Source organism: Bacillus sp. L75 (assembly GCF_003676355.1).
In the GTDB taxonomy this organism is placed as follows: domain Bacteria; phylum Bacillota; class Bacilli; order Bacillales; family Bacillaceae; genus Bacillus; species Bacillus velezensis.
The window spans coordinates 12,206-37,988 of record NZ_ML064919.1 but is presented as its reverse complement, the minus strand read 5'-3'; the positions used below and the strand labels follow the sequence as shown (position 1 = coordinate 37,988).

The 25,783-nt window shown below is 46.7% G+C and carries 29 protein-coding genes and 1 riboswitch; of the genes, 18 read left to right on the top strand and 11 right to left on the bottom strand.

The genetic code is table 11. From position 1 onward, the window contains the following. Positions 1 to 59 precede the first annotated feature (59 nt). Both D5S11_RS18585 and D5S11_RS18580 read right to left on the bottom strand, forming a co-directional pair. The gene (locus D5S11_RS18585) at positions 60 to 530 is read right to left on the bottom strand and encodes a TspO/MBR family protein (RefSeq protein WP_108724760.1); all 471 of its coding nucleotides are present in this window, start codon (positions 528 to 530) and stop codon (positions 60 to 62) included. A gap of 156 nt (positions 531 to 686) precedes the next feature. Continuing rightward, positions 687 to 1,406, bottom strand: a complete 720-nt coding sequence (locus tag D5S11_RS18580) for a TraR/DksA C4-type zinc finger protein (protein WP_108724761.1) — start codon at positions 1,404 to 1,406, stop codon at positions 687 to 689. 282 nt (positions 1,407 to 1,688) lie between these two features. On the opposite strand from D5S11_RS18580, the gene D5S11_RS18575 reads away from it, so the two are divergent. From D5S11_RS18575 to D5S11_RS18545, 7 genes are all read left to right on the top strand, one after another. Continuing rightward, the gene (locus tag D5S11_RS18575) at positions 1,689 to 3,104 is read left to right on the top strand and encodes an isochorismate synthase (protein ID WP_108724762.1); all 1,416 of its coding nucleotides are present in this window, start codon (positions 1,689 to 1,691) and stop codon (positions 3,102 to 3,104) included. Next, on the top strand, positions 3,101 to 4,837 hold the full coding sequence (menD, locus tag D5S11_RS18570) for a 2-succinyl-5-enolpyruvyl-6-hydroxy-3-cyclohexene-1-carboxylic-acid synthase (RefSeq protein ID WP_108724763.1): 1,737 nt from the start codon (positions 3,101 to 3,103) through the stop codon (positions 4,835 to 4,837). Before D5S11_RS18575 ends, menD begins: the two co-directional genes overlap by 4 nt. Further along, on the top strand, positions 4,825 to 5,649 hold the full coding sequence (gene menH, locus D5S11_RS18565; protein WP_007408847.1) for a 2-succinyl-6-hydroxy-2,4-cyclohexadiene-1-carboxylate synthase: 825 nt from the start codon (positions 4,825 to 4,827) through the stop codon (positions 5,647 to 5,649). Before menD ends, menH begins: the two co-directional genes overlap by 13 nt. Positions 5,650 to 5,707: 58 nt before the next feature. Further along, a complete protein-coding gene (gene menB / locus D5S11_RS18560) occupies positions 5,708 to 6,526 on the top strand; it encodes a 1,4-dihydroxy-2-naphthoyl-CoA synthase (RefSeq protein WP_003152221.1) in 819 nt (272 codons plus the stop codon). A gap of 87 nt (positions 6,527 to 6,613) precedes the next feature. Beyond that, positions 6,614 to 8,077 (top strand): o-succinylbenzoate--CoA ligase, encoded by a 1,464-nt coding sequence (locus D5S11_RS18555; RefSeq protein ID WP_020956246.1) that lies wholly within the window; start codon positions 6,614 to 6,616, stop codon positions 8,075 to 8,077. Then, the gene (gene menC / locus D5S11_RS18550; RefSeq protein ID WP_007408844.1) at positions 8,074 to 9,189 is read left to right on the top strand and encodes an o-succinylbenzoate synthase; all 1,116 of its coding nucleotides are present in this window, start codon (positions 8,074 to 8,076) and stop codon (positions 9,187 to 9,189) included. The genes D5S11_RS18555 and menC overlap by 4 nt, the downstream gene beginning before the upstream one ends. Positions 9,190 to 9,311: 122 nt before the next feature. After that, the gene (locus D5S11_RS18545) at positions 9,312 to 9,593 is read left to right on the top strand and encodes a hypothetical protein (RefSeq protein WP_032868313.1); all 282 of its coding nucleotides are present in this window, start codon (positions 9,312 to 9,314) and stop codon (positions 9,591 to 9,593) included. Here D5S11_RS18545 and D5S11_RS18540 read toward each other — a convergent pair. The 3 genes from D5S11_RS18540 to D5S11_RS18530 are packed head-to-tail and all read right to left on the bottom strand — an operon-like array spanning position 9,574 to position 12,184. Next, on the bottom strand, positions 9,574 to 9,732 hold the full coding sequence (locus D5S11_RS18540) for a DUF1540 domain-containing protein (RefSeq protein ID WP_007408842.1): 159 nt from the start codon (positions 9,730 to 9,732) through the stop codon (positions 9,574 to 9,576). The genes D5S11_RS18545 and D5S11_RS18540 overlap by 20 nt on opposite strands. Positions 9,733 to 9,789: 57 nt before the next feature. Next, a complete protein-coding gene (locus D5S11_RS18535; RefSeq protein WP_020956244.1) occupies positions 9,790 to 10,830 on the bottom strand; it encodes a cytochrome d ubiquinol oxidase subunit II in 1,041 nt (346 codons plus the stop codon). A 22-nt stretch (positions 10,831 to 10,852) separates the two neighbouring features. Continuing rightward, entirely contained in the window at positions 10,853 to 12,184 is a 1,332-nt protein-coding gene (locus D5S11_RS18530) for a cytochrome ubiquinol oxidase subunit I (RefSeq protein ID WP_003152226.1), read from the bottom strand. 197 nt (positions 12,185 to 12,381) lie between these two features. Here D5S11_RS18530 and D5S11_RS18525 point away from each other — a divergent pair, with 197 nt between their 5' ends. Both D5S11_RS18525 and D5S11_RS18520 read left to right on the top strand, forming a co-directional pair. After that, entirely contained in the window at positions 12,382 to 12,630 is a 249-nt protein-coding gene (locus tag D5S11_RS18525; protein ID WP_007408839.1) for a type B 50S ribosomal protein L31, read from the top strand. Between the two features lie 118 nt (positions 12,631 to 12,748). Continuing rightward, positions 12,749 to 13,318: a beta-class carbonic anhydrase gene (locus tag D5S11_RS18520; protein ID WP_003152233.1), complete on the top strand. Its 570-nt coding sequence runs from the start codon at positions 12,749 to 12,751 to the stop codon at positions 13,316 to 13,318. Here the strand turns inward: D5S11_RS18520 and yidD are convergent. Next, positions 13,315 to 13,542 (bottom strand): membrane protein insertion efficiency factor YidD, encoded by a 228-nt coding sequence (yidD, locus tag D5S11_RS18515; RefSeq protein WP_060562192.1) that lies wholly within the window; start codon positions 13,540 to 13,542, stop codon positions 13,315 to 13,317. The genes D5S11_RS18520 and yidD overlap by 4 nt on opposite strands. Positions 13,543 to 13,666: 124 nt before the next feature. On the opposite strand from yidD, the gene D5S11_RS18510 reads away from it, so the two are divergent. Then, entirely contained in the window at positions 13,667 to 14,140 is a 474-nt protein-coding gene (locus tag D5S11_RS18510; RefSeq protein WP_003152237.1) for an S-ribosylhomocysteine lyase, read from the top strand. 114 nt (positions 14,141 to 14,254) lie between these two features. Next, positions 14,255 to 14,698 carry a FixH family protein gene (locus D5S11_RS18505; protein WP_108724764.1) on the top strand — a complete coding sequence of 148 codons (444 nt, stop codon included), beginning with the start codon at positions 14,255 to 14,257 and terminating at the stop codon, positions 14,696 to 14,698. On the opposite strand, the gene ytzI is transcribed toward D5S11_RS18505, so the two are convergent. After that, a complete protein-coding gene (gene ytzI, locus D5S11_RS18500) occupies positions 14,695 to 14,844 on the bottom strand; it encodes a YtzI protein (protein WP_007408836.1) in 150 nt (49 codons plus the stop codon). The genes D5S11_RS18505 and ytzI overlap by 4 nt on opposite strands. A gap of 124 nt (positions 14,845 to 14,968) precedes the next feature. On the opposite strand from ytzI, the gene D5S11_RS18495 reads away from it, so the two are divergent. The 3 genes from D5S11_RS18495 (at position 14,969) to ytkD (ending at position 16,574) form a co-directional block, all read left to right on the top strand. Then, positions 14,969 to 15,406: a Dps family protein gene (locus D5S11_RS18495; protein WP_007408835.1), complete on the top strand. Its 438-nt coding sequence runs from the start codon at positions 14,969 to 14,971 to the stop codon at positions 15,404 to 15,406. Positions 15,407 to 15,557: 151 nt separating this feature from the next. After that, positions 15,558 to 15,962: a phage holin family protein gene (locus D5S11_RS18490; protein ID WP_007408834.1), complete on the top strand. Its 405-nt coding sequence runs from the start codon at positions 15,558 to 15,560 to the stop codon at positions 15,960 to 15,962. A 132-nt stretch (positions 15,963 to 16,094) separates the two neighbouring features. Further along, positions 16,095 to 16,574, top strand: a complete 480-nt coding sequence (gene ytkD / locus D5S11_RS18485) for an RNA deprotection pyrophosphohydrolase (protein WP_007408833.1) — start codon at positions 16,095 to 16,097, stop codon at positions 16,572 to 16,574. A 34-nt stretch (positions 16,575 to 16,608) separates the two neighbouring features. Here ytkD and D5S11_RS18480 read toward each other — a convergent pair whose 3' ends face one another. The 3 genes from D5S11_RS18480 to D5S11_RS18470 are packed head-to-tail and all read right to left on the bottom strand — an operon-like array spanning position 16,609 to position 19,194. Next, entirely contained in the window at positions 16,609 to 17,421 is an 813-nt protein-coding gene (locus D5S11_RS18480; protein ID WP_014418698.1) for an ABC transporter permease, read from the bottom strand. Next, complete coding sequence (locus D5S11_RS18475) at positions 17,396 to 18,178, bottom strand: ABC transporter ATP-binding protein (protein ID WP_003152246.1); 783 nt, start codon at positions 18,176 to 18,178, stop codon at positions 17,396 to 17,398. The genes D5S11_RS18480 and D5S11_RS18475 overlap by 26 nt, the downstream gene beginning before the upstream one ends. A gap of 11 nt (positions 18,179 to 18,189) precedes the next feature. Then, positions 18,190 to 19,194, bottom strand: a complete 1,005-nt coding sequence (locus tag D5S11_RS18470; RefSeq protein WP_032871656.1) for an ABC transporter substrate-binding protein — start codon at positions 19,192 to 19,194, stop codon at positions 18,190 to 18,192. Between the two features lie 138 nt (positions 19,195 to 19,332). Here D5S11_RS18470 and D5S11_RS18465 point away from each other — a divergent pair, with 138 nt between their 5' ends. Then, a complete protein-coding gene (locus tag D5S11_RS18465) occupies positions 19,333 to 20,106 on the top strand; it encodes an alpha/beta hydrolase family protein (protein ID WP_032868309.1) in 774 nt (257 codons plus the stop codon). A 57-nt stretch (positions 20,107 to 20,163) separates the two neighbouring features. Next, positions 20,164 to 20,406 (top strand): DUF2584 domain-containing protein, encoded by a 243-nt coding sequence (locus D5S11_RS18460; protein ID WP_003152249.1) that lies wholly within the window; start codon positions 20,164 to 20,166, stop codon positions 20,404 to 20,406. A 42-nt stretch (positions 20,407 to 20,448) separates the two neighbouring features. Here the strand turns inward: D5S11_RS18460 and pckA are convergent, their stop codons facing one another. Further along, the gene (gene pckA, locus D5S11_RS18455; RefSeq protein ID WP_007408828.1) at positions 20,449 to 22,032 is read right to left on the bottom strand and encodes a phosphoenolpyruvate carboxykinase (ATP); all 1,584 of its coding nucleotides are present in this window, start codon (positions 22,030 to 22,032) and stop codon (positions 20,449 to 20,451) included. Between the two features lie 197 nt (positions 22,033 to 22,229). Next, positions 22,230 to 22,369, top strand: a riboswitch (SAM riboswitch). A gap of 169 nt (positions 22,370 to 22,538) precedes the next feature. Here pckA and metK point away from each other — a divergent pair. Next, the gene (gene metK / locus D5S11_RS18450; protein ID WP_003152253.1) at positions 22,539 to 23,741 is read left to right on the top strand and encodes a methionine adenosyltransferase; all 1,203 of its coding nucleotides are present in this window, start codon (positions 22,539 to 22,541) and stop codon (positions 23,739 to 23,741) included. 143 nt (positions 23,742 to 23,884) lie between these two features. Next, positions 23,885 to 25,783: an asparagine synthase (glutamine-hydrolyzing) gene (gene asnB, locus D5S11_RS18445; RefSeq protein WP_003152255.1), complete on the top strand. Its 1,899-nt coding sequence runs from the start codon at positions 23,885 to 23,887 to the stop codon at positions 25,781 to 25,783.

The window sequence follows — 25,783 nt, the reverse complement described above, 5'->3', positions numbered from 1 at the left end:
GGGTTCGAATCCCGTACGGGTCATTAAAAAAACCTTGCATACTATGCAAGGTTTTTTTATTATGCGTTCATAGTGTAAATGGTAAAAGACAGGTATGTGGCAAAAGCGCTCCATAATAAATAAGGGACCAGAAGCCAGGCTGAAGCTTTACTGTATTTACCGGCAATGAGCAACAGAATGAGTGTTGTCACAGCCACAAGCAGGCAATCGATAGATGCAGCAAGCAAATTTTTCTGTGTGAATTGAAAATAGCTGAATCCTTGATTCACGATATAATTGATGAGAAGCATCACCCAAAAAGCTTTGGATTCTTTACATGAAAACTTTGGGTATATCAAGGCTGCTGAGAGCGAAATAAGCGCAAACAAAACCGCCCATATGATGCCGATCACTGATCCGCTCGGCGTCCAGTCAGTTTTTTGCAGCGCGTCATACCATTCACGGTCGATGGGAAAGAGAACCCCCGCTAAAGAAAACAAGACATATGTAATGATAAATACAATAATCGCACCGATATACTTCTTTTTCATTTGTTCCCTCCGTCATTCAATGTCAATACGTTAGTTCCCTTTTTTGGAAATATTAAACCTTTTAAAAGGTTCATGCATCATTAAGTGTATGAGTTTTCAGTGTAAAAATGCAGCAAACCATTTATTTGTATTCAAAAACCCCGGCAGGCCGGGGTTTTAATCAGCATGAAGATCGCCGAAGGTCGTCATAATTCCTTGTTCGTCCAATTCCTGTTCATATTTTTCGTGTGCTTTGCTTGGATACACGGAAATGTTTTTGCCGGTAATATCTGTCGCGATAAAGTTTTCATAATCCTCAGCATAGCCGATGTTTTCTTCCGAGTTCATTGTCATATCCCCATAGCTGAGCGGAGGATCCTCTAAATCCTGAGGCGTTTCTGAGTTTCCGTATTCCTCAACATCCTGATAAGCATCTTCACTATCGTAAGCCGCCCGGATTGATTCATCATCATCAAATTCAAACTGTCCGAACGGAGTTTCCTCTTCAATCGGCCTGTCTTTGGAAACGGCATCCTGCGAGGAATATTCCGCCAATGTCGTAGCCGTCGGCAGAGCTTCGAGTCTGTCATAAGGAATGTCCTTGCCGCTGACTTCACATGTGCCGTATGTGCCGTTTTCAATTTGTTTCAGAGAGTAATCAATATCGCGAAGGTGCTCTCGTTCATGGTCGAGCAGAGCCAGGTCTTTTTCCCGCTCGTATAATTCGGTCGCCTGATCGCCGGGATGATTGTCATAGGAAGACAATTCGCCGGATGACTGATACGGGAATTCATCAGTTAACTGAAATTTGTCATTTTCTTTAAAGCGGCTTAAAATATCATGTCTGGCTTCTTCTAATTCTTTTTTTAAGTGTGTAATCTGTTCGTTTGTAAGCACATCAATCCCTCGTTTCTATGTGATACTTACTGTTAGTATGAACGCTTTTGCGCAGAAAAATGGTGGATAAAAATAGTCATTTTCCCATGAGGAAGTAAAAGGATACAGTGATTGCCGAGAGTGGGGAAAGAAAATTCAAGTTTGTTTCTTTATTCATTTGCGCAAAAAGGTTTATAATAAGAAATGCAGGCATTTTGTCGTGCTCACATCTGTGTGTTTGACACAAAGTCATCACAGGTGTATTGTATTAAAAGCATTTAACGGATTATGGAGGAATGTCTCATGGTGACAACGGTGCAGCATACGTTCCGAGAGGAAGCAGATCATGCATTACATAAAGCCAAACAAGTCAACCATGCTGTCTTATTGAGCTATTCAAGACGTATTGCGTCTTTAGACCCTCTATCATTTTTCAAAGACGGAGCAAAAAAATATAAAGGCAAACGATTTTTTTGGTCAGAACCCGGTAGTGAATTAACAATAGTCGGTCTTGGCACAGAAGCGCTGTTCCAATCGAATGAAAAAAATGGAAAGCGTTATCACGACGTTTTTGAACAATGGGAGCGCTTTAAAAAGACGGCTTTTCATATTCATGAAGAAGAAGAGGCGGCGCATACCGCGGTCGGCCCTGTCTTATTCGGCGGTTTTTCATTTAATCCTGCTGAAGAGAGAGGAGACGAATGGAACGGGTTCGAAGAAGGACTGTTCTTTATCCCCTCACTCATGCTGACAAAGACGGCAGATGGTGATTATTTAACCGTCAATCAATGGGCGGCAGACGGTAATCTGGCAGAAGATACGCTGAAACGTCTGAAATCTTTTTCGGAAGCTTTTTCAGTTTCTTCAATCGAGTATGAAGAATATCCTGTTTTAACAAAAGCGGAAGAACTTGATGTGGAAAACTGGCTTGAAGCCATTAAAACAGCAACAAATGATATGAAAGCAAATCAATATGATAAAGTCGTGCTGGCAAGGGAAGTCGTTTTGTCATATGATGGGCCTATTCCGGCGGAGAGCGTTGTCCGCAAGCTTTTGACGGACCAAACGACAAGCTATGTTTTTGCGATTGAGCAGGGAGATAAATGCTTTGTCGGCGCTTCACCGGAACGGCTGATCAAAAAATCCGGCAAAGACGTTATGTCCACCTGTCTGGCAGGTTCAATTAAGCGCGGAGAAAATCAACAAGAAGATGAGCGTCTCGGCAAAGAGCTGCTGCATGACGAAAAAAATCTCGCGGAACATGATTTTGTGGTTCAGATGATACACGATTCTTTCTTGTCGAGCTGCAGCGATGTGAAAAAGCCTGCAGGTCCGCAATTATATAAAACAAAAAGTGTTCAGCATCTATATACACCGATCACAGGCCATCTTAAAACGTCCGCTTCGCTGTTTGATTTAATTGAAAAGCTGCATCCCACACCGGCATTGGGCGGAGCTCCCCAGCAGAAAGCTGTTGAAGTTATCGCTGATATTGAACCGATGACACGCGGATGGTACGCGGCACCGATCGGCTGGATGGACGGCAGGGAAAACGGAGAATTTGTCGTGGCTATCCGATCAGGGCTGATTGAAGACAAAAGTGCGCGGCTTTTCGCAGGCTGCGGCATTGTTGAAGATTCAGATCCGCAATCAGAATATGAAGAAACACAAATTAAACTAAAGCCGATGATCTCTGCTTTAGGAGGTGAAAGGCTTTGACAAACCCGATTACACATTATATCGGAAGCTTTATTGATGAATTCGCTCTATCGGGTGTCACCGACGCAGTTGTTTGCCCGGGGTCGAGGTCAACTCCCTTGGCGGTTTTGGCGGCGGCCCACCCGGATATTCAAGTCCATATACAGATTGATGAACGATCCGCAGGTTTTTTCGCACTCGGTCTTGCAAAAGCCCGCCAGCGTCCGGTCATGCTGATTTGTACGTCAGGAACGGCGGCGGCTAACTTCTATCCGGCCGTGATTGAAGCTCATTATTCAAGAGTGCCTCTTATTGTCCTGACTGCTGACCGGCCTCATGAATTGAGGGAAGTGGGGGCGCCTCAGGCGATTAACCAGCATTTTCTGTTCGGTAACTTTGTTAAGTTTTTCACAGACTCGGCTCTGCCTGAGGAAAATCCTCAAATGCTGAGCTATATCAGAACATTGGCCGGCAGAGCCGTAAGTGAAGCCGGGAAGCGTCCGATGGGGCCAGTCCATATCAATGTGCCGCTCAGAGAGCCTTTGATGCCGGATTTATCAGCCGGACCTTTTGAAAGAATGAGAAAGGGGCGGCACGTCTCAGTCACAACAGGGATTCAGTCAGCTGCTCAAGACTCTCTCTGTCATATTACAGAGCGTCTCGCGGGTACCGAAAGAGGTATGATCGTCTGCGGCGAAATTCACGGTGAAGCAGAAAAGCAGCAAATCATCGCTCTTGCCGAGATGCTTCAGTTCCCGATTTTGGCTGATCCGCTTTCAAACCTCCGAAACGGGGAGCATGATAAGACGCTGATTATTGATGCTTATGACTCGTTTTTAAAAGATGAAGAAATAAAAGAGGCGCTGCGCCCGGACGCTGTGATCCGCTTCGGCCCGATGCCGGTTTCCAAACCGCTCTTTTTATGGCTCAGAGATGATCCTGCCATTGAGCAGTTTATCGTCGATGAAGACGGAGGATGGAGAGATCCCACCCAGGCCGGCGCGCATATGATTCATTGCCATCCGTCTGTGTTTTTGGAAGCGGTCCGTTCAGCTGAAACCGGAAAACGGCCGTCCGGATGGCTTGAAAAATGGCAGTTTGTCAATGAGCGGTTCCGGAGTCATTTACAGGCCGCGAGCATGGATGATTTATCATTTGAAGGAAATGTATATCGTCAGCTTCAGCACCTTGTCCCTGAAGGCAGTTCGATTTTTGTCGGCAACAGCATGCCGATTCGCGACGTGGATACGTTCTTTGAAAAACAAGATCGTTCCTTCCGTGTTTATGCCAACCGCGGCGCTAACGGAATTGACGGAGTTGTCTCCTCGGCTATGGGACTGTGTGAAGGTACAAAAGCTCCTGTCACGCTTGTCATTGGAGATTTATCGTTTTACCATGATTTAAACGGGCTGTTAGCGGCTAAAAAACTTGGAATTCCGCTTACGGTTATTTTAATAAACAATGATGGCGGCGGGATTTTCTCGTTTTTGCCGCAGGCATCTGATAAGACTCATTTTGAAGAACTGTTCGGTACGCCGACGGGTCTTGATTTCCGGCATGCCGCCGCACTGTACGGCGGGACGTATACTTGCCCTGAGACATGGGAAGCATTTAAGGATGCGTATCAGCCGCAGGCGGACAAGCCCGGACTTCATATAATCGAGCTGAAAACAGATCGGACATCAAGAGTTCAATTCCATCGCGATCTGCTGCAGGCCGCAGTGCGGGAAGTGAAAAAAGAATGGAAACTGTAACAGTTAAAACGGCCGACGGCGTATGCTATCGTGCTGCTGATAGCGGACACGAATCATCTGAAGCTATTGTTTGTCTGCATGGATTTACGGGCAGCAAAGAATCATGGATGTTTTTACGCGGCATGTTTCCCGGCGAACGAATGGTGATGATTGACTGCCTGGGTCACGGGGAGACAGACGCGCCTGTGCAAGCGGCAAGGTACAGTGCGAGCCGGCAGGTTGCGGACCTTGCCGCCGTTTTTGATCAATTAAAACTTCACAAAGTGAAACTTATTGGTTATTCTATGGGGGGAAGACTTGCGTATTCCTTTGCACAGGCATTTCCGCATCGGGTGTCAGCGCTTGTTTTGGAAAGTACAACCCCGGGCCTCAGCACGCTTCAGGAACGCAAAAAGCGGATTCAGTCAGACCGGAAGCTTGCTGACTTTATATTGCGGGAAGGTATAACATCGTTTGTCGATTATTGGGAGGGCATTCCGTTGTTTGCCACGCAGCTTTCTCTGCCGGACAGCGTAAAGGCGTCCATCCGTGCCGGCAGGATGAAAAATAATCCGTCCGGACTTGCAGGCAGCCTGCTCGGAATGGGGACGGGCTCACAGCCTTCCTGGTGGGAGGCATTACACCGCATCAAAGCACCCGTTCTGCTCATATGCGGTGAATGGGATGAAAAGTTTTGCGCTATTAATCAAAAGGTGCATAACCTGCTCCCATCAAGTAAAATAGAGGTTGTCAAACAGGCGGGGCACACGGTACATGTGGAACAGCCGCGAATTTTTGGTAAGATAGTAAGTGAGTTTTTATACGGCTTGTAAAGCATAAAGAAAATAGCTTTTCGGCCGGACTCAGGCAAAAATGAAGGAGGTCATATCAATGGCTGCAGAATGGAAAAGTGAACGTCAGTACGATGAAATCCTGTACGAGACGTATAACGGTATTGCAAAAATAACAATTAACCGCCCGGAGGTACATAACGCATTTACTCCTAAGACGGTATCAGAAATGATTGACGCGTTTGCTTGTGCGCGTGATGACTCCAATATTGGTGTCATCGTTCTTGCGGGAGCGGGAGATAAAGCATTCTGTTCAGGCGGAGACCAAAAAGTCCGCGGTCACGGCGGATATGTCGGAGACGATCAGATCCCGCGTCTGAATGTGCTTGATCTTCAGCGTTTGATCCGCGTTATTCCTAAACCGGTCGTAGCGATGGTATCAGGCTATGCCATCGGCGGAGGCCATGTGCTTCATATCGTCTGTGATTTAACGATTGCGGCCGATAACGCGATTTTCGGCCAAACCGGACCGAAAGTGGGAAGCTTTGATGCCGGTTACGGCTCAGGTTACCTGGCGCGTATCGTCGGACATAAGAAAGCCCGTGAAATTTGGTACCTGTGCCGTCAATACAACGCGCAGGAAGCGCTCGACATGGGGCTTGTCAATACGGTTGTCCCATTAGAGAAACTTGAAGAGGAAACAATTAAATGGTGTGAAGAAATGCTTGAGAAAAGCCCTACAGCCCTTCGTTTCCTTAAAGCGGCATTTAACGCAGATACAGACGGCCTCGCCGGAATTCAGCAATTTGCAGGAGATGCAACGCTTCTTTATTACACGACTGACGAAGCGAAAGAAGGCCGCGATTCCTTTAAAGAGAAACGCAGTCCCGATTTCGGTCAATTCCCTCGTTTTCCGTGATCAGATGACACTACGAAACAGCTTGAGCCGCTCTGGTCCAAGCTGTTTTCTTTTCAAAAACAGTACTTTTACCTCGGAGATGATAACATGCTGACAGAACAGCCGAATTGGCTCATTCAAAGGGCTCAGCTGACACCAGAGAGAATCGCTCTCATATTTGAAAACAAACAGATGACATTCAGAGAATTATATCATGCTTCTAAACAAATGGCCGCGCGGCTGTCCAAATACTGCTCGCTTAAAAAAGGAGACCGGGCCGCGATTTTGCTTTCTAACAGACCGGAAATGGTTTATGCCGTTCACGCCTGCTTCTTATTAGGGGCGGAAGCTGTGCTGTTAAATACGAAGCTCTCAAAACAGGAACGGTTGTTTCAGCTCGAAGATTCACAGGCAAAGCTTTTATTGACGGAGGACGGTTTTTGCCGCGAAGATTATGAATCTGCAGTCGCCGCTGCGGACGTGGACGAGCTGCAGGCCAAAGCCGCGGGAGACATTGAACCTGAAGCTTATGTAACGCTTGATGATACGGCGACTCTTATGTATACGTCAGGAACAACGGGAAGACCGAAGGGGGTGCAGCAGACTTTCGGTAATCATTATTCCAGCGCTGTATCGTCTGCGCTGAATCTGGGGGTCACGGAGCGGGACCGCTGGCTTATTGCGCTGCCGCTGTTTCATATCAGCGGTCTGTCTGCGCTGTTTAAGTCGGTCATTTACGGCATGCCTGTCGTGCTTCATCAAAAATTTTCTGTCACTGATGTGCTGGACAGCATCAGCTCCCATCAGGTCACGATCATTTCAGCGGTGCAGACCATGCTTTCGGGCCTGCTTGCGGAAACTGAACAATGTCCTGAATCACTGCGCTGCATTCTGCTTGGCGGGGGTCCGGCACCGCTGCCGCTCCTCGAAGAATGCCGCAGGAAACAATTTCCGGTATTCCAATCTTACGGCTTGACTGAAACCTGCTCACAGATTGTCACGCTTTCTCCGGAATTCAGCATGGACAAGCTCGGCTCGGCCGGTAAACCGCTGTTTTCATGCGAAATTAGAATTGAAAAAGACGGAAACCCTTGTGCGCCGTTTGAACACGGTGAAATTACGGTGAAAGGCCCGAATGTAATGAAAGGGTATTACCATCGTGACGACGCAAACCAGGCCGCTTTTCATAATGGATGGTTTAAAACGGGCGATCTTGGCTATTTGGATGATGAAGGGTTTTTATACGTGCTGGACAGGCGGTCGGACCTCATTATTTCAGGCGGAGAAAACATCTACCCGGCAGAAGTGGAAGCGGCGCTGCTTGCCCATCCGGCTGTAGCGGAGGCCGGTGTTTCGGGAGCCGAAGATCCGAAGTGGGGGAAAGTGCCGCATGCTTTTCTCGTGCTGACTTCTTCTGTCAGTTCTGAGGAGCTGACCGCCTTTTGCCGTGAGCGGCTTGCAAAATATAAAATACCGGCTGCTTTTTTCGAGGTTGACGGGCTCCCGCGGAACGCGTCCAATAAACTGATGAGACATCGGCTGAATGAGCTTCGTAAAGGAGAATTGTCATGATTAAGATTGAAAAAATCACCCTTTATCATGTAAGTATGAGGCTGAAAAAACCGTTTAAAACAAGTATTGAAACGCTGCAGGATCGTAAATTTTTGATCGTGGAAGCGATCGATGAAACCGGGAGAACCGGCTGGGGGGAGGTATCGGCGTTTTCTTCTCCGTGGTATACAGAAGAAACGATTCAGACATGCGCGCATATGCTGAGAGATTTTTTCATCCCAAATGTCGTAGGCCGCGAGTTTTTCCATCCGTCAGAAGTGCCTGACAGTCTCGCGCGTTTCAAAGGAAACCGCATGGCAAAAGCGGGGCTTGAATCAGCCGTGTGGGATCTATATGCCAAGAAAAAGGGGATATCTCTCGCAGAAGCCTTAGGGGGCAAAAGAGATAAAGTGCCCGCCGGCGTGGCGGTGGGTCTGGCTTCGGCTGATGAGATGCTTCGGGAAATTGAGCAATACGTAAAAGAAGGTTATCAACGTATAAAAATAAAAATTCAGCCCGGCCATGACGTTGATCTGGTCAGATCCATCCGCAGCCGTTTTCCGAACGTACCGCTGATGGCGGATGCCAACTCGGCATATGAACTGAAAGACATCAGCAGGCTGAAAGAGTTGGATGAATTCCAGCTCATGATGATAGAACAGCCGCTTCAGGCAGATGATATTGTCGATCACCGCCACCTGCAGAAACACTTGAGAACCGCGGTATGCCTTGATGAAAGCATATGCTCATATGATGACGCAAGGCGGGCGATTGAGCTTGGGAGCTGTAAAATCATTAACATAAAACCGGCGCGTGTAGGAGGCCTGACAGAGGCTTTAAAAATACATGACTTATGCAGAGAGCATCACATGCCGGTTTGGTGCGGCGGAATGTTTGAAACCGGCATTTCGAGAGCGCAGACAGTCGCGCTTGCTTCGCTGCCGCAATTTACGATACCGGGTGATATTTCCTCATCAGACCGATACTGGGAGGAGGATATTGTCACTCCCGACATACGTATCGAAGAGGGATTCATCTCTGTTCCGGACGGTCCCGGACTGGGTGTTGAAGTCAATCAGGAAATAATGAGAAAATACGTCACCCAAATGGACGTTTTTACGACAAACAACTGATAAAAAGACATTTCAGCGAGTTGAGCTGCCTGTATGCTGCTGTTATATTGAAATTGTTCATTATCACCCCTTCCCCCGTTTGAACCGGCTGTATCAGCCGGTTTTTTTAATAGGCGGATGCGATGATTTTTTTATTCTTCAAACAGTGTCGGCTTTACATCGCAGGTGTTGCTTTCTGGCTGGGCAAACATGTACATCTTGATAAAAAATTCTGTGCTTGTCATGAATGCGATACTGATCGTACCGTCTGCCGCCTATATTTGCCGACGAACCGCCTTTCTGCCATGCTTCTCATCCGCGCGATTTTCCCCGGCTCAAGGGCTGATTTCAAAAAGGCTTGCGGCACGGAAATGAAAAAGAGCTGTATAAAACAGCTCTTTTCTTTTATAAATCATGCGGTTTAAAGGTTTTGCAATCCGTTTCTTCACTTTTTTCAGCGGTTTCGCCTGTATGGCTGACCACATAAATCGCGTCGGCCGTGCATTTGTTTCCTCTGCCCCAATATGAACAGTTATTGACTTCACACAGAATTTTTTGGTCCATGCTGGCTCCCCTCCAAGATAAAAGGTACGCCATTAGTATGAGCCGCCCTGATTTTTGTTATTCCTCCTGGCGGATATAACGTCTGTCTTTCATAAAGAGCTTCCAGAAGAAATAAAACCCGGGAAACAAAATGATGAAAGCGACGATATACGTCATAAACAGCGCCCTGAAGGTTGCCGGCTCCGTAAATCCTGACATGACCGTAATATCCGGATAAATCATATAAGGAAGATGCGCCCGTCCGTATGCATAGCTTGCCAGAAAGTATTGAAGCGCAATGGCGATCATGGCGATTCTCGGTTTGCCGAGGTTGCGGCCGAAGCGCTTATTCGGCAAAAACAGAGCCACGCCGGCAATGATAAATGTGATGACAGACAGAATGAGCCATGTCTTGTCTTTCATCATCCCCGTATACAGCCAGCCGGCTTCAGAGCGTAATGTCAGCATAATGAAGAAGGCGAAAAGAAGCGACAGCGGCCCTGTTAGTAAAGAGCTCCGTCTGTAGATGCGGTACGCATGCTCCTCTTCCGCAACATTTGAAAAATCGGCCAGAAGCAGTGAAGATAAAAATAAAGTGCTTAAAATGGCAAAGCCGATAAACGCATACGCATTAAGGCTTGTAAAGACATTTGCCAAATTCAGTTGATACACTCCGCCCGTCTTCTCAATAAACCCTCCGTGTGTGACCGGAAGGACCAAAATCAGCACAGCGGGAATAATGAAACCTGAAATTCCGGAGATATATCTCATGATTTTTCTTTCCTTCGCCGTATTGGAGAAGACGAGAAAGCCGCTGCGGATGGCTAAGAGCAGCAAAATAATACTTCCCGGGATCAATAAAACGGTTCCCAGCACGAAGGTTGCCCCTGGAAAGAAGCTGAATAGGGCGACAACGATCGCGACGATAAAGACGTTGGTCACTTCCCATGTCGGGGACAAATAACGGTTGGCGATGTTTGTCGCCTTTGTTTGTTCTCTATTTAAATAAATCATCGACCAAAAGCCGGCTCCGAAGTCCATCGTTGCCATGACCGCGTAGATAAACACGAAGCCCCATACGATTGATATCGCAATGAGAGCATCCATGGTAATGTCCATTTTAATTCAGCCCTTTCTATAGTTAGGATTCCGCAGCTTTTACATCCTCCTCAACGGGATGTTTGCGGAAATAATAAAGCAGCACATAAATGACTGCGGCTGCCAAAATGGCGTAAACCACTGTAAACAGGATGAACAGCAAACCGATTGAACCGGTTGTCGTGACGACATCAGACGTTTTCAGGAGATGGTAAATCACCCATGGCTGCCGCCCCGTACAAGCGAATATCCACCCGAATTCAATTCCGATCAGACTGAGCGGTCCTGCGGTTAAAAATAAAATCAAAAGCCAAGTCGGAAAGCTGTCTTTCTTTAAAATTTTTCTCCACACGATGCCGATGATTGAGTACAAAATGAGCAGCATTCCGATGCCGACCATTCCGTTAAACAGTGTATGGATGAATAAAGGCGGCCACTCGTCTTTCGGAAACGCGTTCAATCCTTTGACGACGGTATCAAAGCTGTTTGCAGCCAAAAAGCTTAAAGCCCACGGCACTTCTATCGCCCATTTTACTTTTTCTTCTTTTGCATCAGTAAAACCCCCGATCGCAAGCGGAGCGTGTGATCTAGTTTCAAACAGCCCTTCTGCGCCCGCAAGCTTCTCAGGCTGGTATTCGTAAAGAAGCTGGGCTGACTCGTGACCGTTTAAAGAGGCAATAATGGAGAATATCCCGCCGATCGTTAAGGCGAGCAGCAGCGCTTTTCGGTGAAAGCGGTATACCTGCTCCTGTTTTCTCGTTCTCAGCATTTTATAAGCCGCAACTGACGCAACGATAAATGCACCGGTCATGAAAGCCGTCAGTACGACATGGCCCGCGGTGGTGAAAAAGCTTGGATTAAAAAACGCTGCCCAAGGTTCGACGTCAGTGATTTTGCCGTTTAAAATTTTAAAGCCGGCCGGCGTTCCTTCAAATGCGTGAACATTTGTGATTAAGACGGCAGATGCCGCGGCGCCGATCAAAACGAAAATAACGGCAATGATGCGCATCGCCGGAGTCAGCCGGTCAGCGGCGTAGACATAAATGGACATAAACAGCGCTTCGATAAAGAAAGCATAAATTTCAATCTGAAACGGGAGTGACATCACCCTGCCGATGACTTCCATAAATCCGGGCCACAAAAGGGCAAGCTGTGTACCCGCGATCGTTCCGGTCGGTATCGCCACGCCGAGCAGAACAGCCTGCGCCTTCGTCCACCGTTTTGCCATAATGGCATAATGCGGATCTTTTGTTTTTTGGTAAATCAATTCAGCCATTAAAATCATCAGAGGCAAGCCGACACCAAGCGTCGCAAAAATAATATGAAAGCCCATGGTTGTACCGAACAGGCTTCTGGCTAATACTAAATCATCCACGATCATAAACCGCCTTTCTAAATTACCGTTTTATGTAATGTGGCTATATTATTTGCTGAAGCGATTAGATTATTCTTCCGATTCCATATATGTGCAGGGTTTAGAAATCAAGGGATCAGGGCATATATGATTGACAAGCGGATATTTAAGGCTTAAAATAAAACGTAATTATTACGATTTGAGAAAGGGAGATCAGCATGAAAAAAGATATTCATCCGGATAACCATCAAGTGATTTTTCAAGATGTGAACAGCGGCTATCGCTTTTTAAGCCATTCTACGAAAACGTCAGCGGAAACGGCAGAGTGGGAAGACGGAAAAACATACCCGCTGATTAAAGTGGAAGTCAGCTCAGATACCCATCCGTTTTATACAGGCCGCCAAAAGTTCAACGAAAAAGGCGGGAGAGTCGAACAGTTCAATAAAAAATACAATATGGGAAAATAAGACAAGCCCAATGGGGTTTGTCTTATTTATTGAGCACTTTGTCATCTCGTGCGGGGAGTGACGAAATGACCCGTCTTATGTTATATTGTGAATAAAAAAGCAGAAAGGAAACACCAAGATGAGTCTTCTAAATGATATCATGCAATTTAATGAGCAGTTCACTAAAAACAAAGATTATGAAAAATACCAAACATCTAAATTCCCGGATAAAAAAATGGCGATTTTGTCCTGTATGGACACACGTCTTGTAGAATTGCTTCCGCATGCGATGAATATGCGAAACGGCGATGTGAAAATTATTAAAAGTGCCGGCGCGCTTGTCGCCCACCCGTTCGGAAGTATCATGCGCAGCCTTTTAGTGGCCGTATACGAATTAAACGCCGATGAAGTCTGCGTTATCGGCCACCATGATTGCGGCATGAGCAAAATCAACAGCGAGGATATGCTCGATAAAATTATCGACCGCGGTATTCCGAAAGAGCGGATTGACATGCTGAAGCACTCAGGAGTTGATCTTGATCAATGGCTGAAAAGCTTTGATTCAGTAGAAGCGAGTGTTACAGACAGCGTAAACGTCATTAAACACCATCCGCTATTCCCTGACAATGTGCCGGTGCACGGTCTGGTGATTGATCCTGAAACCGGTAAACTTGATCTGGTGATCGACGGCTACCAGCATATGGACTAATGTTTTTCTTTTTTGTCCGGTACGGGATCAACACCGCCCGGATGAAAAGGGTGGCACTTTAAAATCCGCTTCAGTGTCAGCCATCCGCCTTTTAATGCGCCGTGAGTCTTGACGGCTTCGATTCCGTACTGCGAACACGTCGGATAAAAGCGGCATGACGGCGGCGTCAGCGGAGAGATGAACTTCTGGTATCCGCGGATGAAAGCAATCATTATGGTTTTCATCAAAAAACCACCTTTCTGATGCTAGTATAGAAAAAAAATTTCAGATTGAAAAGCTTCCGTCACAATTCTTATCGGAAAACTGTGTTATAATGGATGCATATTCTGAAAAAAAGGGAGTGCCATTATGCCTTCAGTAGAAAGTTTTGAGCTTGACCATAATGCGGTTGTGGCTCCGTATGTAAGACATTGCGGAGTGCATAAAGTCGGAACAGACGGCGTCGTGAATAAGTTTGACATTCGCTTCTGCCAGCCGAACAAACAGGCGATGAAGCCGGATACCATTCATACGCTTGAGCACTTGCTTGCGTTTACGATTCGCACACATTCTGAGAAATACGATCACTTCGACATCATAGATATCTCACCGATGGGCTGCCAGACAGGCTATTATCTTGTTGTCAGCGGCGAGCCGACAGCGGAAGAAATTGTAGACCTGCTTGACGCTACGCTGAAAGAAGCCATCGATATTACGGAGATTCCGGCGGCCAACGAAAAACAGTGCGGCCAGGCGAAACTTCATGATTTAGAAGGCGCGAAACGTCTGATGCGTTTCTGGCTGTCACAGGATAAAGAAGATTTGCTGAAAGTGTTCGGATAAAAAACAGGCCTTTTTGCTGACATGCAAAAAGGCTTTTTTACATATTTCTAAAAAATGTCACACCTTATGTGTAAGCGTTTGCTAAAATAGAAGCAAACATGAAGGAGTGATGGGATGAAACGGGCTGTATTGGCAGGTATGTGCGGTATGGTATTTCTATTATCTTCCTGCGGGGGCAATTTGGACAAAACCTCCGCGGATGAAGAGCCTAAAGCGCTTGAGGTCAAGCTTACAGGACCGGAAACGACTGCACCGCATGAAAAAGCGGAATACAAGGCGGAAGTTTTTTACGGCGGCAAGCGTGTCACGGATGCGGATGAAGTCATGTTTGAAGTATGGAAAGAAGGAAAAAAAGGCAGCAGCAAAACAAGCAAGGCCAAGGAGGAAAAAGGGGCGTATCACCTGCGGACTGAATTTGATGAAGAGGGTGTGTATACCGTTCAATCCCACGTAACGGCAAAACAGCAGCATAATATGCCGACTGTAAAAGTGCGTGTCGGGGATGCTGAAGCTGCCGATGATTCCTCCGGCCATGAGGAACAGACGCATCATCATTAAGGATTTTTTTTATCCGTCAAGCCTTTTGATGCGTCCTCCGGCGGGTCAATCGTATGTTTTACATTATAAGCTCTTACAGTCGACCAGATGGATAAAAGCAGCACGGCGAGCACGATAAGAAAGCCGAAGCTCAGAAGAAGCAGCATGAAATCCCTCCTTTTTAACAAATCATAACATATTTTCCATCCGTAAAATCAAGGGCTAAAAATTTATGTTTTAACACACGATATATAGGGTATATCAATAGTAAACCAAAGGAGGAAGATAGGCATGTCAGAAAAACTATTGGATGCAGTCAATAAGCAAGTTGCAAACTGGACGGTCATGTATGTGAAATTACATAATTATCATTGGTACGTCAAAGGGAAGGACTTTTTCACATTGCATGAAAAGTTCGAGGAGCTGTATAACGAAACGGCTACATATATTGATGATCTGGCAGAACGTCTGCTGGCATTAAACGGCAAGCCGATCGGCACAATGACGGAATCATTGAAGACAGCGTCTGTAAAAGAAGCGGAAGGCAATGAGAGCGCAGAACAAATGGTACAGAACATTTATGATGATTTCACTGTCATTGCGGAAGAGCTGAAAAGCGGCATGGATCTCGCAGATGAGGTAGGAGACGAAACGACCGGTGATATGCTGCTTGCCATTCACCAGAATATCGAAAAACATAACTGGATGCTGAAAGCGTATTTGGGATAATCAACAAGGGAAGACCGGGGCTATAAAGCACTCGGTCTTTTATTTGGCTGCCGAAGAGAGGTGTTGTCCATTTTTCTGAAAAATCCAGTCCGTTCCATTCACTTTTCATAGAATAATGTAAGGCCGTTTCTGTGAAAGGATGTTGGATCAAGTGGGCAAAGACTTTGGCATCTTTTCGTTTTTTGCAGTGATCGTGTCGGCAGCGGGGTTTTTCTTCGGAGGTTTTCAGTATTCGTTTCTGATTTTGCTATCGGTCATGGCGATTGAGTTTATCAGTACAAGCTTAAAAGAATCTCTTTTGCAGCAGCTGAGCGCAAGAAAGCTTTTTGCGCGGCTGGTCAAAAAAATCGTGACCCTGGCATTAGTCTCAGTTTGCCATTTTTTTGACCAGCTGCTTCATACCGAAGGCGCCATCCGTAATTTGGCTATCATGTTTTATATCTTATACGAATCGGTTCAGATCGTGATTACGGCAAGCTCGCTGGGCATACCGGTTCCGCAGGTGCTCGTCGACCTATTGGATACTTTGAAAAATAAATTCAAGCGCAAACCGTAACATTTGCTTCAAAGGAGGCTATACTAGCGGGTATGATGGTTTTCCTCTGAATTTTTGATAAAGGGCTTCCGAACAAACGCAACTGTGGTATGATGTATGGAAGATATGAAGGAACGGATTAGAGGGATAAACATGTACGAGTTTAAAGACTATTATCAGAACACTGTTCAGCTCTCCTTTGAACACCAGCCTTTTTCAGACAGCCCGAAGCACGTATGGGTCATATGCCGATATGGAGATAAGTGGCTTTTGACTGAGCACGAAGACCGGGGGTTTGAATTTCCGGGCGGAAAAGTGGAGCCGATGGAATGTGCGGAGGAAGCGGCCCTGCGCGAGGTGAAAGAAGAAACCGGCGCCGCGGTAAGACATCTGAAGTACGTCGGACAGTATAAAGTTCTCGGCAGGGAAAAGGTAATCGTGAAGAATATTTATTTTGCCGATATTGAAAAGCTTGAACAACAGGCTGACTATTTTGAAACAAAGGGGCCGGTGCTGTTCAGCGAACTGCCGGAGAATCTCCCGCGAAATAAAAAATTCAGTTTCATTATGAAAGATTCGGTGCTTCCGATCAGTCTGAAAAAGCTGAAAGAGGACGGCGTATTTCAATCATAAAAACGAAGACCCGGCGTTTACGCACGGGTCTTTTTTAAATTTTTCCTTTCGTCCATTTTCTTTCTAACAGTTCGACTCCCTGATACATCAATGTCGCAAAAATCGCGATGATCAGAAGGCTTAAGAACACAAGAGTGAAATTGAAGACCTGGAATCCGTAAATGATCATGTAGCCCAGACCTTTTTCGGAAACGAGAAACTCGCCGACGATGACACCGACCCAGGATAAACCGACGTTCACTTTAAGCGCGGAAATAATCGCGGGGGCGCATGCCGGCAGAATGACTTCTTTAAACATGATGCTTCTTTTCGCTCCGAAGGTTTTCATCACCTTAATATAGTTTTCATCCACTTCCTGAAAAGCCGTAAAGACGACGATTGTCGTGATAATGACACTGATGACTGCTCCCATGGCGACAATGCTTGTGAAATTCGGTCCGAGTGCCACGATGAGAATCGGTCCGAGTGCGACCTTCGGCATCGCGTTTAAAATGACGAGGTACGGGTCTAAAACCCGGGCGAGCCTGTTTGACCACCATAACAAAGCGGCGAGGCATGTGCCGAGGAGCGTGCCGAGCAAAAAGCCGAGAACGGTTTCTCCTAAGGTTACGCCGATGTGCGCCGCAAGGGATCCGTCCGCAATCTTTTCAACTAAAAGCCTGCAAACGGCGGAGGGTGAGCTGAAGATTAACGGATCGATCCAGCCCGCCCTGCTCGATATTTCCCAGCCGGCAAAAAATACGATGAAAATGGCGGCCTGATACGCACGGATCCGGAGCTTTTCTTTTTGGTGTCTTTTCTTAAACTGCTGATGAAGCTGTTCAATCGTGCCGCTGCTGTTTTTCAAGGGAATTCAGCTCCTTCCATATGGTTTGAAACAGCGGCTGAAAGGCCGGATCCTGACGCGCGTCAAACGGATCTAAAGCCGCGAGCTCCTTAGGCACGGTGAATATTTGGTGGATGGTGCCCGGCTGATTCGAAAATAAATAGATCGTATCGCTCATGGCGATGGCTTCACCGATATCGTGGGTGACGAGCACGGCGGTTTTTTGAAAATCCTTTAATGTTCTGAAGACAAGGTTTTCCAAAGAAAGCTTCGTTTGAAAGTCCAGCGCGGAAAACGGTTCATCAAGGAGCAGCAGTCCCGGGTCCGGTGCAAGAGTTCTGGCAAGTGCCGCCCGCTGCCGCATCCCGCCTGACAGCTCTTTCGGGTATTTCTTTTCAACGCCGATTAATCCGAGCTTAGGCAGAAGGCTGAGAACTTCAGCTCTTTTTTCTTCTGTTAATGTTTTTGAAATGTGTAAACCGAGCAGCACGTTTTCCTCAATTGATTTCCAAGGAAATAAATAATCCTGCTGAAGCATATAACCGATTTGGTGTTCTTTATGGTTCGGCACGCTTCCTTCAATCAGCACCCGGCCTTGCGCAGGGGTGATAAGACCGGCCAGAATGGACAGGAGTGTTGTTTTTCCGCATCCGCTCGGTCCGAGAAAGGAGATGAAATCCCCTTTTTCAATCTGAAAATGTATATCTTTCACGGCGGTTGTCTTTTCTTTCAGCGAGAAATAAGTATGTGTTACATGATCCACATGTAAAAAAGACATTCATGTTCCTCCTATTGTTCTGAGGTGACTTTTTTGGCGATTTTTGTGTTGACGAGTTTGCTGTACGGAATGTGTTTCGGAAGCTCTCCGGCCTCATCCATAATAGATTGAAGCTGTTCCCATTCATCCTTTTGCAGAACTGGGTCTGCAGAGAATGACTTTTGTTTTTTATATCGCTCTATTGATGTTTCGATAATGGCCGGATCGGTATCGGCAAATTCCTTCTGAATCGTTTTTGCGATGTCTTTGGCCGGATGGCTTTCCACCCATTGCTGGGCGCGATAGATGGCGCGGGTGAATTTTTCCGCCGTCTTTTCATTGGTTTTCAAATAACTTTCTTTTGCCATAAAGGTTGTGTATGGCATTTGGCCGGAAGCTTCTCCGAAGGATGCGACGATATGGCCGATGCCTTCTTTTTCAAATTGGGATGCCGTCGGTTCAAACAGCTGCACATAATCACCCGTTCCGGATGCGAATGCGTTGGAAATATTGGCGAAATCAATGTTTTGAACGAGGTTAATGTCTTTTTTCGGCTCTATGTGATTCTTTTTCAGGACGTACTCACCGGCCATTTGGGGCATGCCGCCTTTTCGCTGGCCGAGAAATGTTTTTCCTTTTAAATCGCTCCATTTGAATGATTTCTCATCCTTCCGTGACACGAGAAATGTGCCGTCCGTCTGCGTCAGCTGCGCGAAGTTGATGACCGGATCTTTTGCTCCCTGCGCCTCCACGTAAATGGATGTTTCAGAACCGACCAGCGCGATATCAGACCCGTTTGACAAAAGCGATGTCATTGTTTTGTCTCCGCCCCATGTTGTTTGAAGTGACACTTGGAGCCCTTCTTTTTTAAAGAAACCTTTTGCTTCAGCGACATACAGAGGCGTATAGAAGATGGAGTGTGTGACTTCCGCCACCTTTACCTTTGTCAGACTTTCTTCCTGTCTGCAAGCCGGAAGAATGAGCAGGAAAAAGGCGCATATGACAAAAACGCAGCCCGTTTTGAGCCATTTGTTCACGGTGTAACCTCCTTGTTTTAAGCGTTAAAATAACCTTTTCTGCTTTACATATCGTATGATGGGTATAAAAAATGTGTGAGTGCCCATATTCAGGTTGGGAAAGAATAAAAAAACTGATGATATAAGGAGGCCATTGTTTTGCTGGCAGAAAAGAAAAGGTTCCCGTCTCCGAGTCCGCATATCCGCCTCTTTGAGGTATGCTATGAGTCAGAAGGGCTGAAGGTAAAGGGGCTTCTTGCCGAGCCTGCGGCGCCGGGAACATATGACGGTTTTTTATATTTGCGCGGCGGCATGAAAAATGTCGGCATGGTACGCCCCGGAAGAATCGTTCAATTCGCTTCCCAAGGCTTTGTCGTGTTTGCGCCCTATTACAGAGGCAACCAGGGCGGCGAGGGAAATGAAGATTTTGCGGGAGAGGACAGAGAGGACGCGTTTTCCGCTTTCCGCCTGCTTCGGGAGCATCCGAACGTCAGAGAAGGGCGGGTGCATATTTTCGGATTTTCCCGGGGCGGAATCATGGGGCTTTTGACCGCGATTGAAATGGGGCATCAAGCGGCTTCGCTCGTATCATGGGGCGGTGTGAGCGATATGGTGCTTACTTATGAAGAGCGGAAGGATATGCGGCGGATGATGAAGCGGGTGATCGGAGGCACGCCGAAAAAGGTGCCGGATGAATACAGATGGCGTTCGCCGTTTGAAAAAGCAGACCGCATTCAGGCCCCTGTGCTGCTCATCCATGGAGAGAATGATGAGAATGTTTCGATCGAACACGCCCGAATGATCGAGGACAAGCTGAAAGAGGCGGGGAAACCGGTGGAAACTTGGTATTACAGCGGTTTTACGCATTATTTTCCGCCGCAGGAAAACAGACGCATTGTCCGGCGGCTGGCGGAATGGATGAAGACACGGTAAGATGCCTGATTTATGATATGATAATAAAGAATAAGAGAATGAAAGGGGATTTTCATTTTGGGAATGCCTGTTGAATTTAATACCATGATTGTGACAAAAGGCAATGAAAAACGGATAGAGGAAAATATCTTTTTATTGGAGAAAGAGGGCTACCGCGTCTATCCTCTTGATATTCCGATGGACGTGCGCAAAACGAAAACCGGCGAGAAATCCGGCACCGGCGAGGTCCAAAAGCTCGAATGGGCGAACGGCCGGACAAGCATTACATACAGACTCACGTCGCTCCATTCGACAAACTGAAAAAACAAAAGCCGAGGGCATAAACGCCCTTGGCTTTTTTGATTACACGAGAGGTCCGCCGGCTTTGGCAATCGAGTCCGCATGGGAAAACTTTTTAAAGTTTTCTTTAAACTCATTGGCCAAAAACAGCGCTTTTTCGTTGTATGCTTGTTTATCGCTCCATGTGTTTTCAGGCTGAAGAACTTCATCCGGAACGCCCGGAACATGAACGGGACTGCGCAGGCCGAAAATGCTGTCTGCCGTCATGTCAGTCTGGTTCAGTCTGCCTTCAATAGCGGCCTTGACCATCGCTCTTGTATACGAAAGTTTCATCCGTTCTCCGACTCCGTACCCTCCGCCGGTCCAGCCTGTGTTGACCAGGAAGACTTGAACGCCGTGTTCGTCGATTTTATGCCCGAGCATTTCGGCATATACATGCGCCGGAAGCGGAAGGAACGGTGAACCGAAGCACGTCGAGAAAGTCGTTTGCGGAGATGTCACGCCGCGCTCGGTTCCCGCGAGTTTACTGGTGTACCCGCTTAAGAAGTGATACATCGCCTGTTCCTTCGTCAGTTTGCTGATCGGAGGAAGCACGCCGAATGCGTCCGCCGTTAAAAAGACGATCGCCTGCGGATGGCCGGCAATGCTCGGCTGCACGATATTGCCGATCATCTCAATCGGATATGCGGCTCTTGTGTTTTCCGTGTAGAAGGAATTGTCGTAATCCGCTTCACCCGTTTTTTCATCAAGCACGACATTCTCAAGAACAGACCCGAAGCGGATCGCACGAAAAATCTGCGGTTCTTTTTCCTCGCTCAGATTGATACATTTAGCGTAACATCCGCCTTCAATGTTGAAAACGCCGGAATCTGACCAGCCGTGCTCGTCATCGCCGATCAGTTTGCGGTCCGCATCGGCTGAAAGCGTCGTTTTCCCTGTGCCGGAAAGGCCGAAAAACAGGGCGACATCGCCTTTTTCACCGACATTGGCTGAGCAGTGCATCGGCAGTATATCCTGCTGCGGAAGCAGGAAGTTCATAATGGAGAATATTGATTTTTTCATTTCTCCGGCGTATTCGGTGCCGCCGATTAAAATGACGCGCTTTTCGAAAGAGACAATGATAAATGTTTCCGAATGCGTGCCGTCCGTCTCCGGATCTGCTTTAAAATGCGGAGCTGAGAGAATGGTGAAAGGCTGCGCTTGCGTGTCTCTTTCATCCGTCTCCGGTCTGATAAACAGCTGGCGCGCGAATAAATTGTGCCACGCAAATTCATTTACGACCGTAATCGGGAGTCTGTATTTTTCATCCGCTCCCGCGAATCCTTCAAACACAAACAGTTCATCCCGCTGTTTTAAGTAGCTGACGACTTTGGCGTACAGCTTTTCAAACGCCTCTTCAGAAATGGGCTGATTCACCGCGCCCCAATCAATTTGATTTTCTGTGCTTTGTTCACGGACGATAAATTTATCTTTAGGTGACCGGCCTGTATATGCGCCGGTGGTGGCGCGTACGGCGCCCGTTGATGTCAGCGTTCCTTCATTTCGGCTGATCACTTTTTCGGTAAGTTTTGGAGCCGATAAATTATGATGCACATTCGGACTTGCAAGTAATGCTTGAAGATCTGCGGTTAAATCAACTAATTTCATAAAAACCTTCCTTTGCCGGTTTATTTGTATTTCGCTGAATGTGGAATTAGTATAACATATATCTGAAAATAGTCTATACTATTTGCGGTTTTTTGTTTGTGTTTTTCCATTGCTTCCCGAAATAAAGGCGCGTAATCGCTTTAATTCATATTGACACTTTCCGCCCTTTTACGATAAGATATTTCATTGAGCGGATACTCTTATCCCGAGCTGGCGGAGGGACAGGCCCGATGAAGCCCAGCAACCGGTTTCTCTGTAAAAAAGCAGGTGAAAACACTGTGGGAAACCAAGGTGCTAACCTGATGCAAGGTTTAATATTTTCCTTGAGCGATAAGAGTGAAAGGCACACAGACCAAACCCTTTCCTCGAGTGGAAAAGGTTTTTTTATTTCATAAAATATGCCAATTAACATTCTCTGATATAGTATGACATTGTATTAAGAGGGAGCGAGTTCCGTATCATATGAAAAGGTCTTGCAAAAGATCTTTTTTCAGGAGGAAAAGTGAATGAGTAAAAACCGTCGACTATTTACATCTGAATCTGTTACTGAGGGTCATCCGGACAAAATCTGTGACCAAATTTCTGACAGTATCTTAGATGAGATTTTAAAAAATGACCCGAACGCGCGCGTGGCCTGCGAAACATCTGTAACGACAGGACTTGTGCTGGTAAGCGGAGAGATTACTACATCAACATACGTTGACATTCCGAAAACAGTCCGTGAAACGATTAAAGAAATCGGCTACACACGCGCCAAATATGGATTTGATGCGGAGACTTGCGCTGTTTTAACATCAATTGATGAACAGTCTGCGGATATCGCAATGGGTGTCGATCAGGCTCTTGAAGCGCGTGAAGGCACAATGAGCGATGCTGAAATCGAAGCAATCGGAGCGGGAGACCAAGGCCTGATGTTCGGTTATGCGTGTAACGAAACGAAAGAGCTTATGCCGCTTCCGATCTCTTTGGCGCATAAATTAGCCCGCCGTTTGAGCGAAGTCCGCAAAGAAGACATTCTTCCGTACCTTCGCCCTGACGGCAAAACGCAAGTTACCGTTGAATATGATGAAAACAACAAGCCGGTCCGCATCGACGCGATCGTCATTTCAACTCAGCACCACCCGGAAATTACGCTTGAGCAGATTCAGCGCAATCTGAAAGAGCATGTCATTAATCCTGTCGTGCCTGAGGAACTGATCGATGAAGAGACAAAATACTTCATCAATCCTACGGGACGTTTCGTAATCGGCGGACCTCAAGGTGATGCGGGTCTGACCGGCCGTAAAATCATCGTTGACACATACGGCGGATATGCACGCCACGGCGGCGGCGCATTCTCCGGTAAGGATGCGACGAAGGTAGACCGTTCTGCGGCATACGCTGCGAGATACGTAGCGAAAAACATCGTGGCAGCAGGTCTTGCTGATTCTTGTGAAGTGCAGCTTGCATACGCAATCGGCGTGGCACAGCCTGTTTCTATTTCCATCAATACATTTGATACAGGAAAAGCTTCTGAAGAAAAACTGATCGAAGTCGTACGGAATAACTTCGACCTGAGACCTGCCGGCATTATTAAAATGCTTGATTTGCGCCGCCCGATCTATAAGCAGACAGCTGCTTACGGCCACTTCGGACGTCATGATGTGGATCTTCCTTGGGAGCGTACTGACAAGGCGGATGCGCTTCGCAAAGAAGCACTAGGAGAATAATTTTATAGCCGCTTACTTAAGCGGCTTTCCCTTTTTGTAGATGCTGCCATGCTTATTTTTTACATAGCGTGAAACCAATGGCGTAACAAAGCGTCTATAAAAAGGGGGTCCAATTAGAAAATTACACTTATGGAGGCTATACTATGTGTGGATTTGTCGGTGTTTTTAATAAGCATCCATTAACTCAAACCGCAGATCAAGAAGAGCTAATCAAACAAATGAACCAAATGATCGTTCACCGCGGTCCTGACAGCGATGGGTATTATCATGACGAGCACGTCGGATTCGGCTTCAGACGGCTCAGTATTATTGACGTAGAAAACGGCGGACAGCCTTTATCATATGAAGACGAAAAATATTGGATCATTTTTAACGGCGAAATCTATAACTACATTGAATTGAGAGAAGAGCTTGAAGCGAAAGGCTACACTTTCAATACAGATTCCGATACCGAAGTGCTCCTTGCGACATACCGTCATTATAAAGAAGAAGCTGCTTCAAAGCTTCGCGGAATGTTTGCGTTTTTAATCTGGAACAAAGCTGACCGCGTCATGTACGGCGCGAGAGACCCGTTCGGCATTAAACCGCTGTATTACACAACCATCGGGGACAAAGTATATTTTGCATCTGAAAGAAAAAGTTTAATGGCCGCTCAAAACGGCATTGATCTTGATACAGCTTCTTTACAGCAATATATGTCTTTCCAATTCGTTCCTGAACCGAGCACGCTTGACGCTGAAGTGAAAAAAGTCGAGCCGGGCAGCCAGTTTACGATCCGTCCGGAAGGCGACATCGCGTTTAAAACATATTTCAAAGCGAACTTCAAGCCTGTTCAGTCTGATGAAGATAAATTGGTGAAAGAAGTCAGAGACGCAATCTTTGACTCTGTCAAAGTCCACATGAGAAGTGACGTGCCTGTCGGTTCGTTTCTATCCGGCGGTATTGACTCTTCTTTTATCGTCTCAGTTGCGAAAGAATTTCACCCGAGCCTTAAAACATTTTCCGTCGGTTTTGAGCAGCAGGGCTTCAGTGAGGTTGACGTAGCGAAGGAAACGGCTGCCGCGCTCGGAATTGAAAACATCAGCAAAGTCATTTCTCCTGAGGAGTATATGAACGAGCTTCCGAAAATCGTCTGGCACTTTGATGACCCGCTTGCAGATCCGGCGGCGATTCCTTTGTACTTTGTCGCGAAAGAAGCGAAAAAACATGTAACGGTCGCGTTATCCGGGGAAGGCGCGGACGAGCTGTTCGGCGGGTACAATATTTACCGCGAACCGCTTTCGCTTAAACCGTTTGAACGCATTCCGTCCGGTCTGAAAAAAATGCTTCTTCATGTGGCGTCCGTCATGCCTGAAGGAATGAGAGGGAAAAGCCTCTTAGTCCGCGGCTGCACACCGCTTGAGGAGCGTTATATCGGTAATGCGAAGATTTTTGAAGAGCCCGTGAAAAAACAGCTGCTCAAACATTACAATCCAGAGCTTTCATACCGTGATGTCACGAAGCCGTACTTTACGGAAAGCCGTTCATACAGCGACATTAATAAAATGCAGTATGTTGACATCCATACGTGGATGCGCGGCGACATCCTGTTAAAGGCTGACAAAATGACGATGGCCAACTCATTGGAACTGCGCGTGCCGTTCCTTGATAAAGTCGTGTTTGACGTGGCTTCTAAAATTCCGGATGAACTGAAAACGAAAAACGGCACGACGAAATACCTTCTGCGCAAAGCTGCTGAAGGGGTAGTGCCTGATCATGTGCTTAACCGCAAAAAACTCGGCTTCCCTGTGCCGATCCGCCACTGGCTGAAAAATGAAATGAACGAATGGGTTCGCAACATCATTCGTGAAAGTGAAACAGATGCTTATATTGAAAAGGATTATGTCCTTCAGCTTCTGGAAGATCATTGTGCCGACAGAGCGGACAACAGCCGCAAAATCTGGACCGTGCTGATCTTCATGATCTGGCACAGCATCAATGTTGAAAAAAGACTGGTGCCGGAAGAGCTGAATCATCAGCCGAAAGAAGTCATTTTTGTTTAA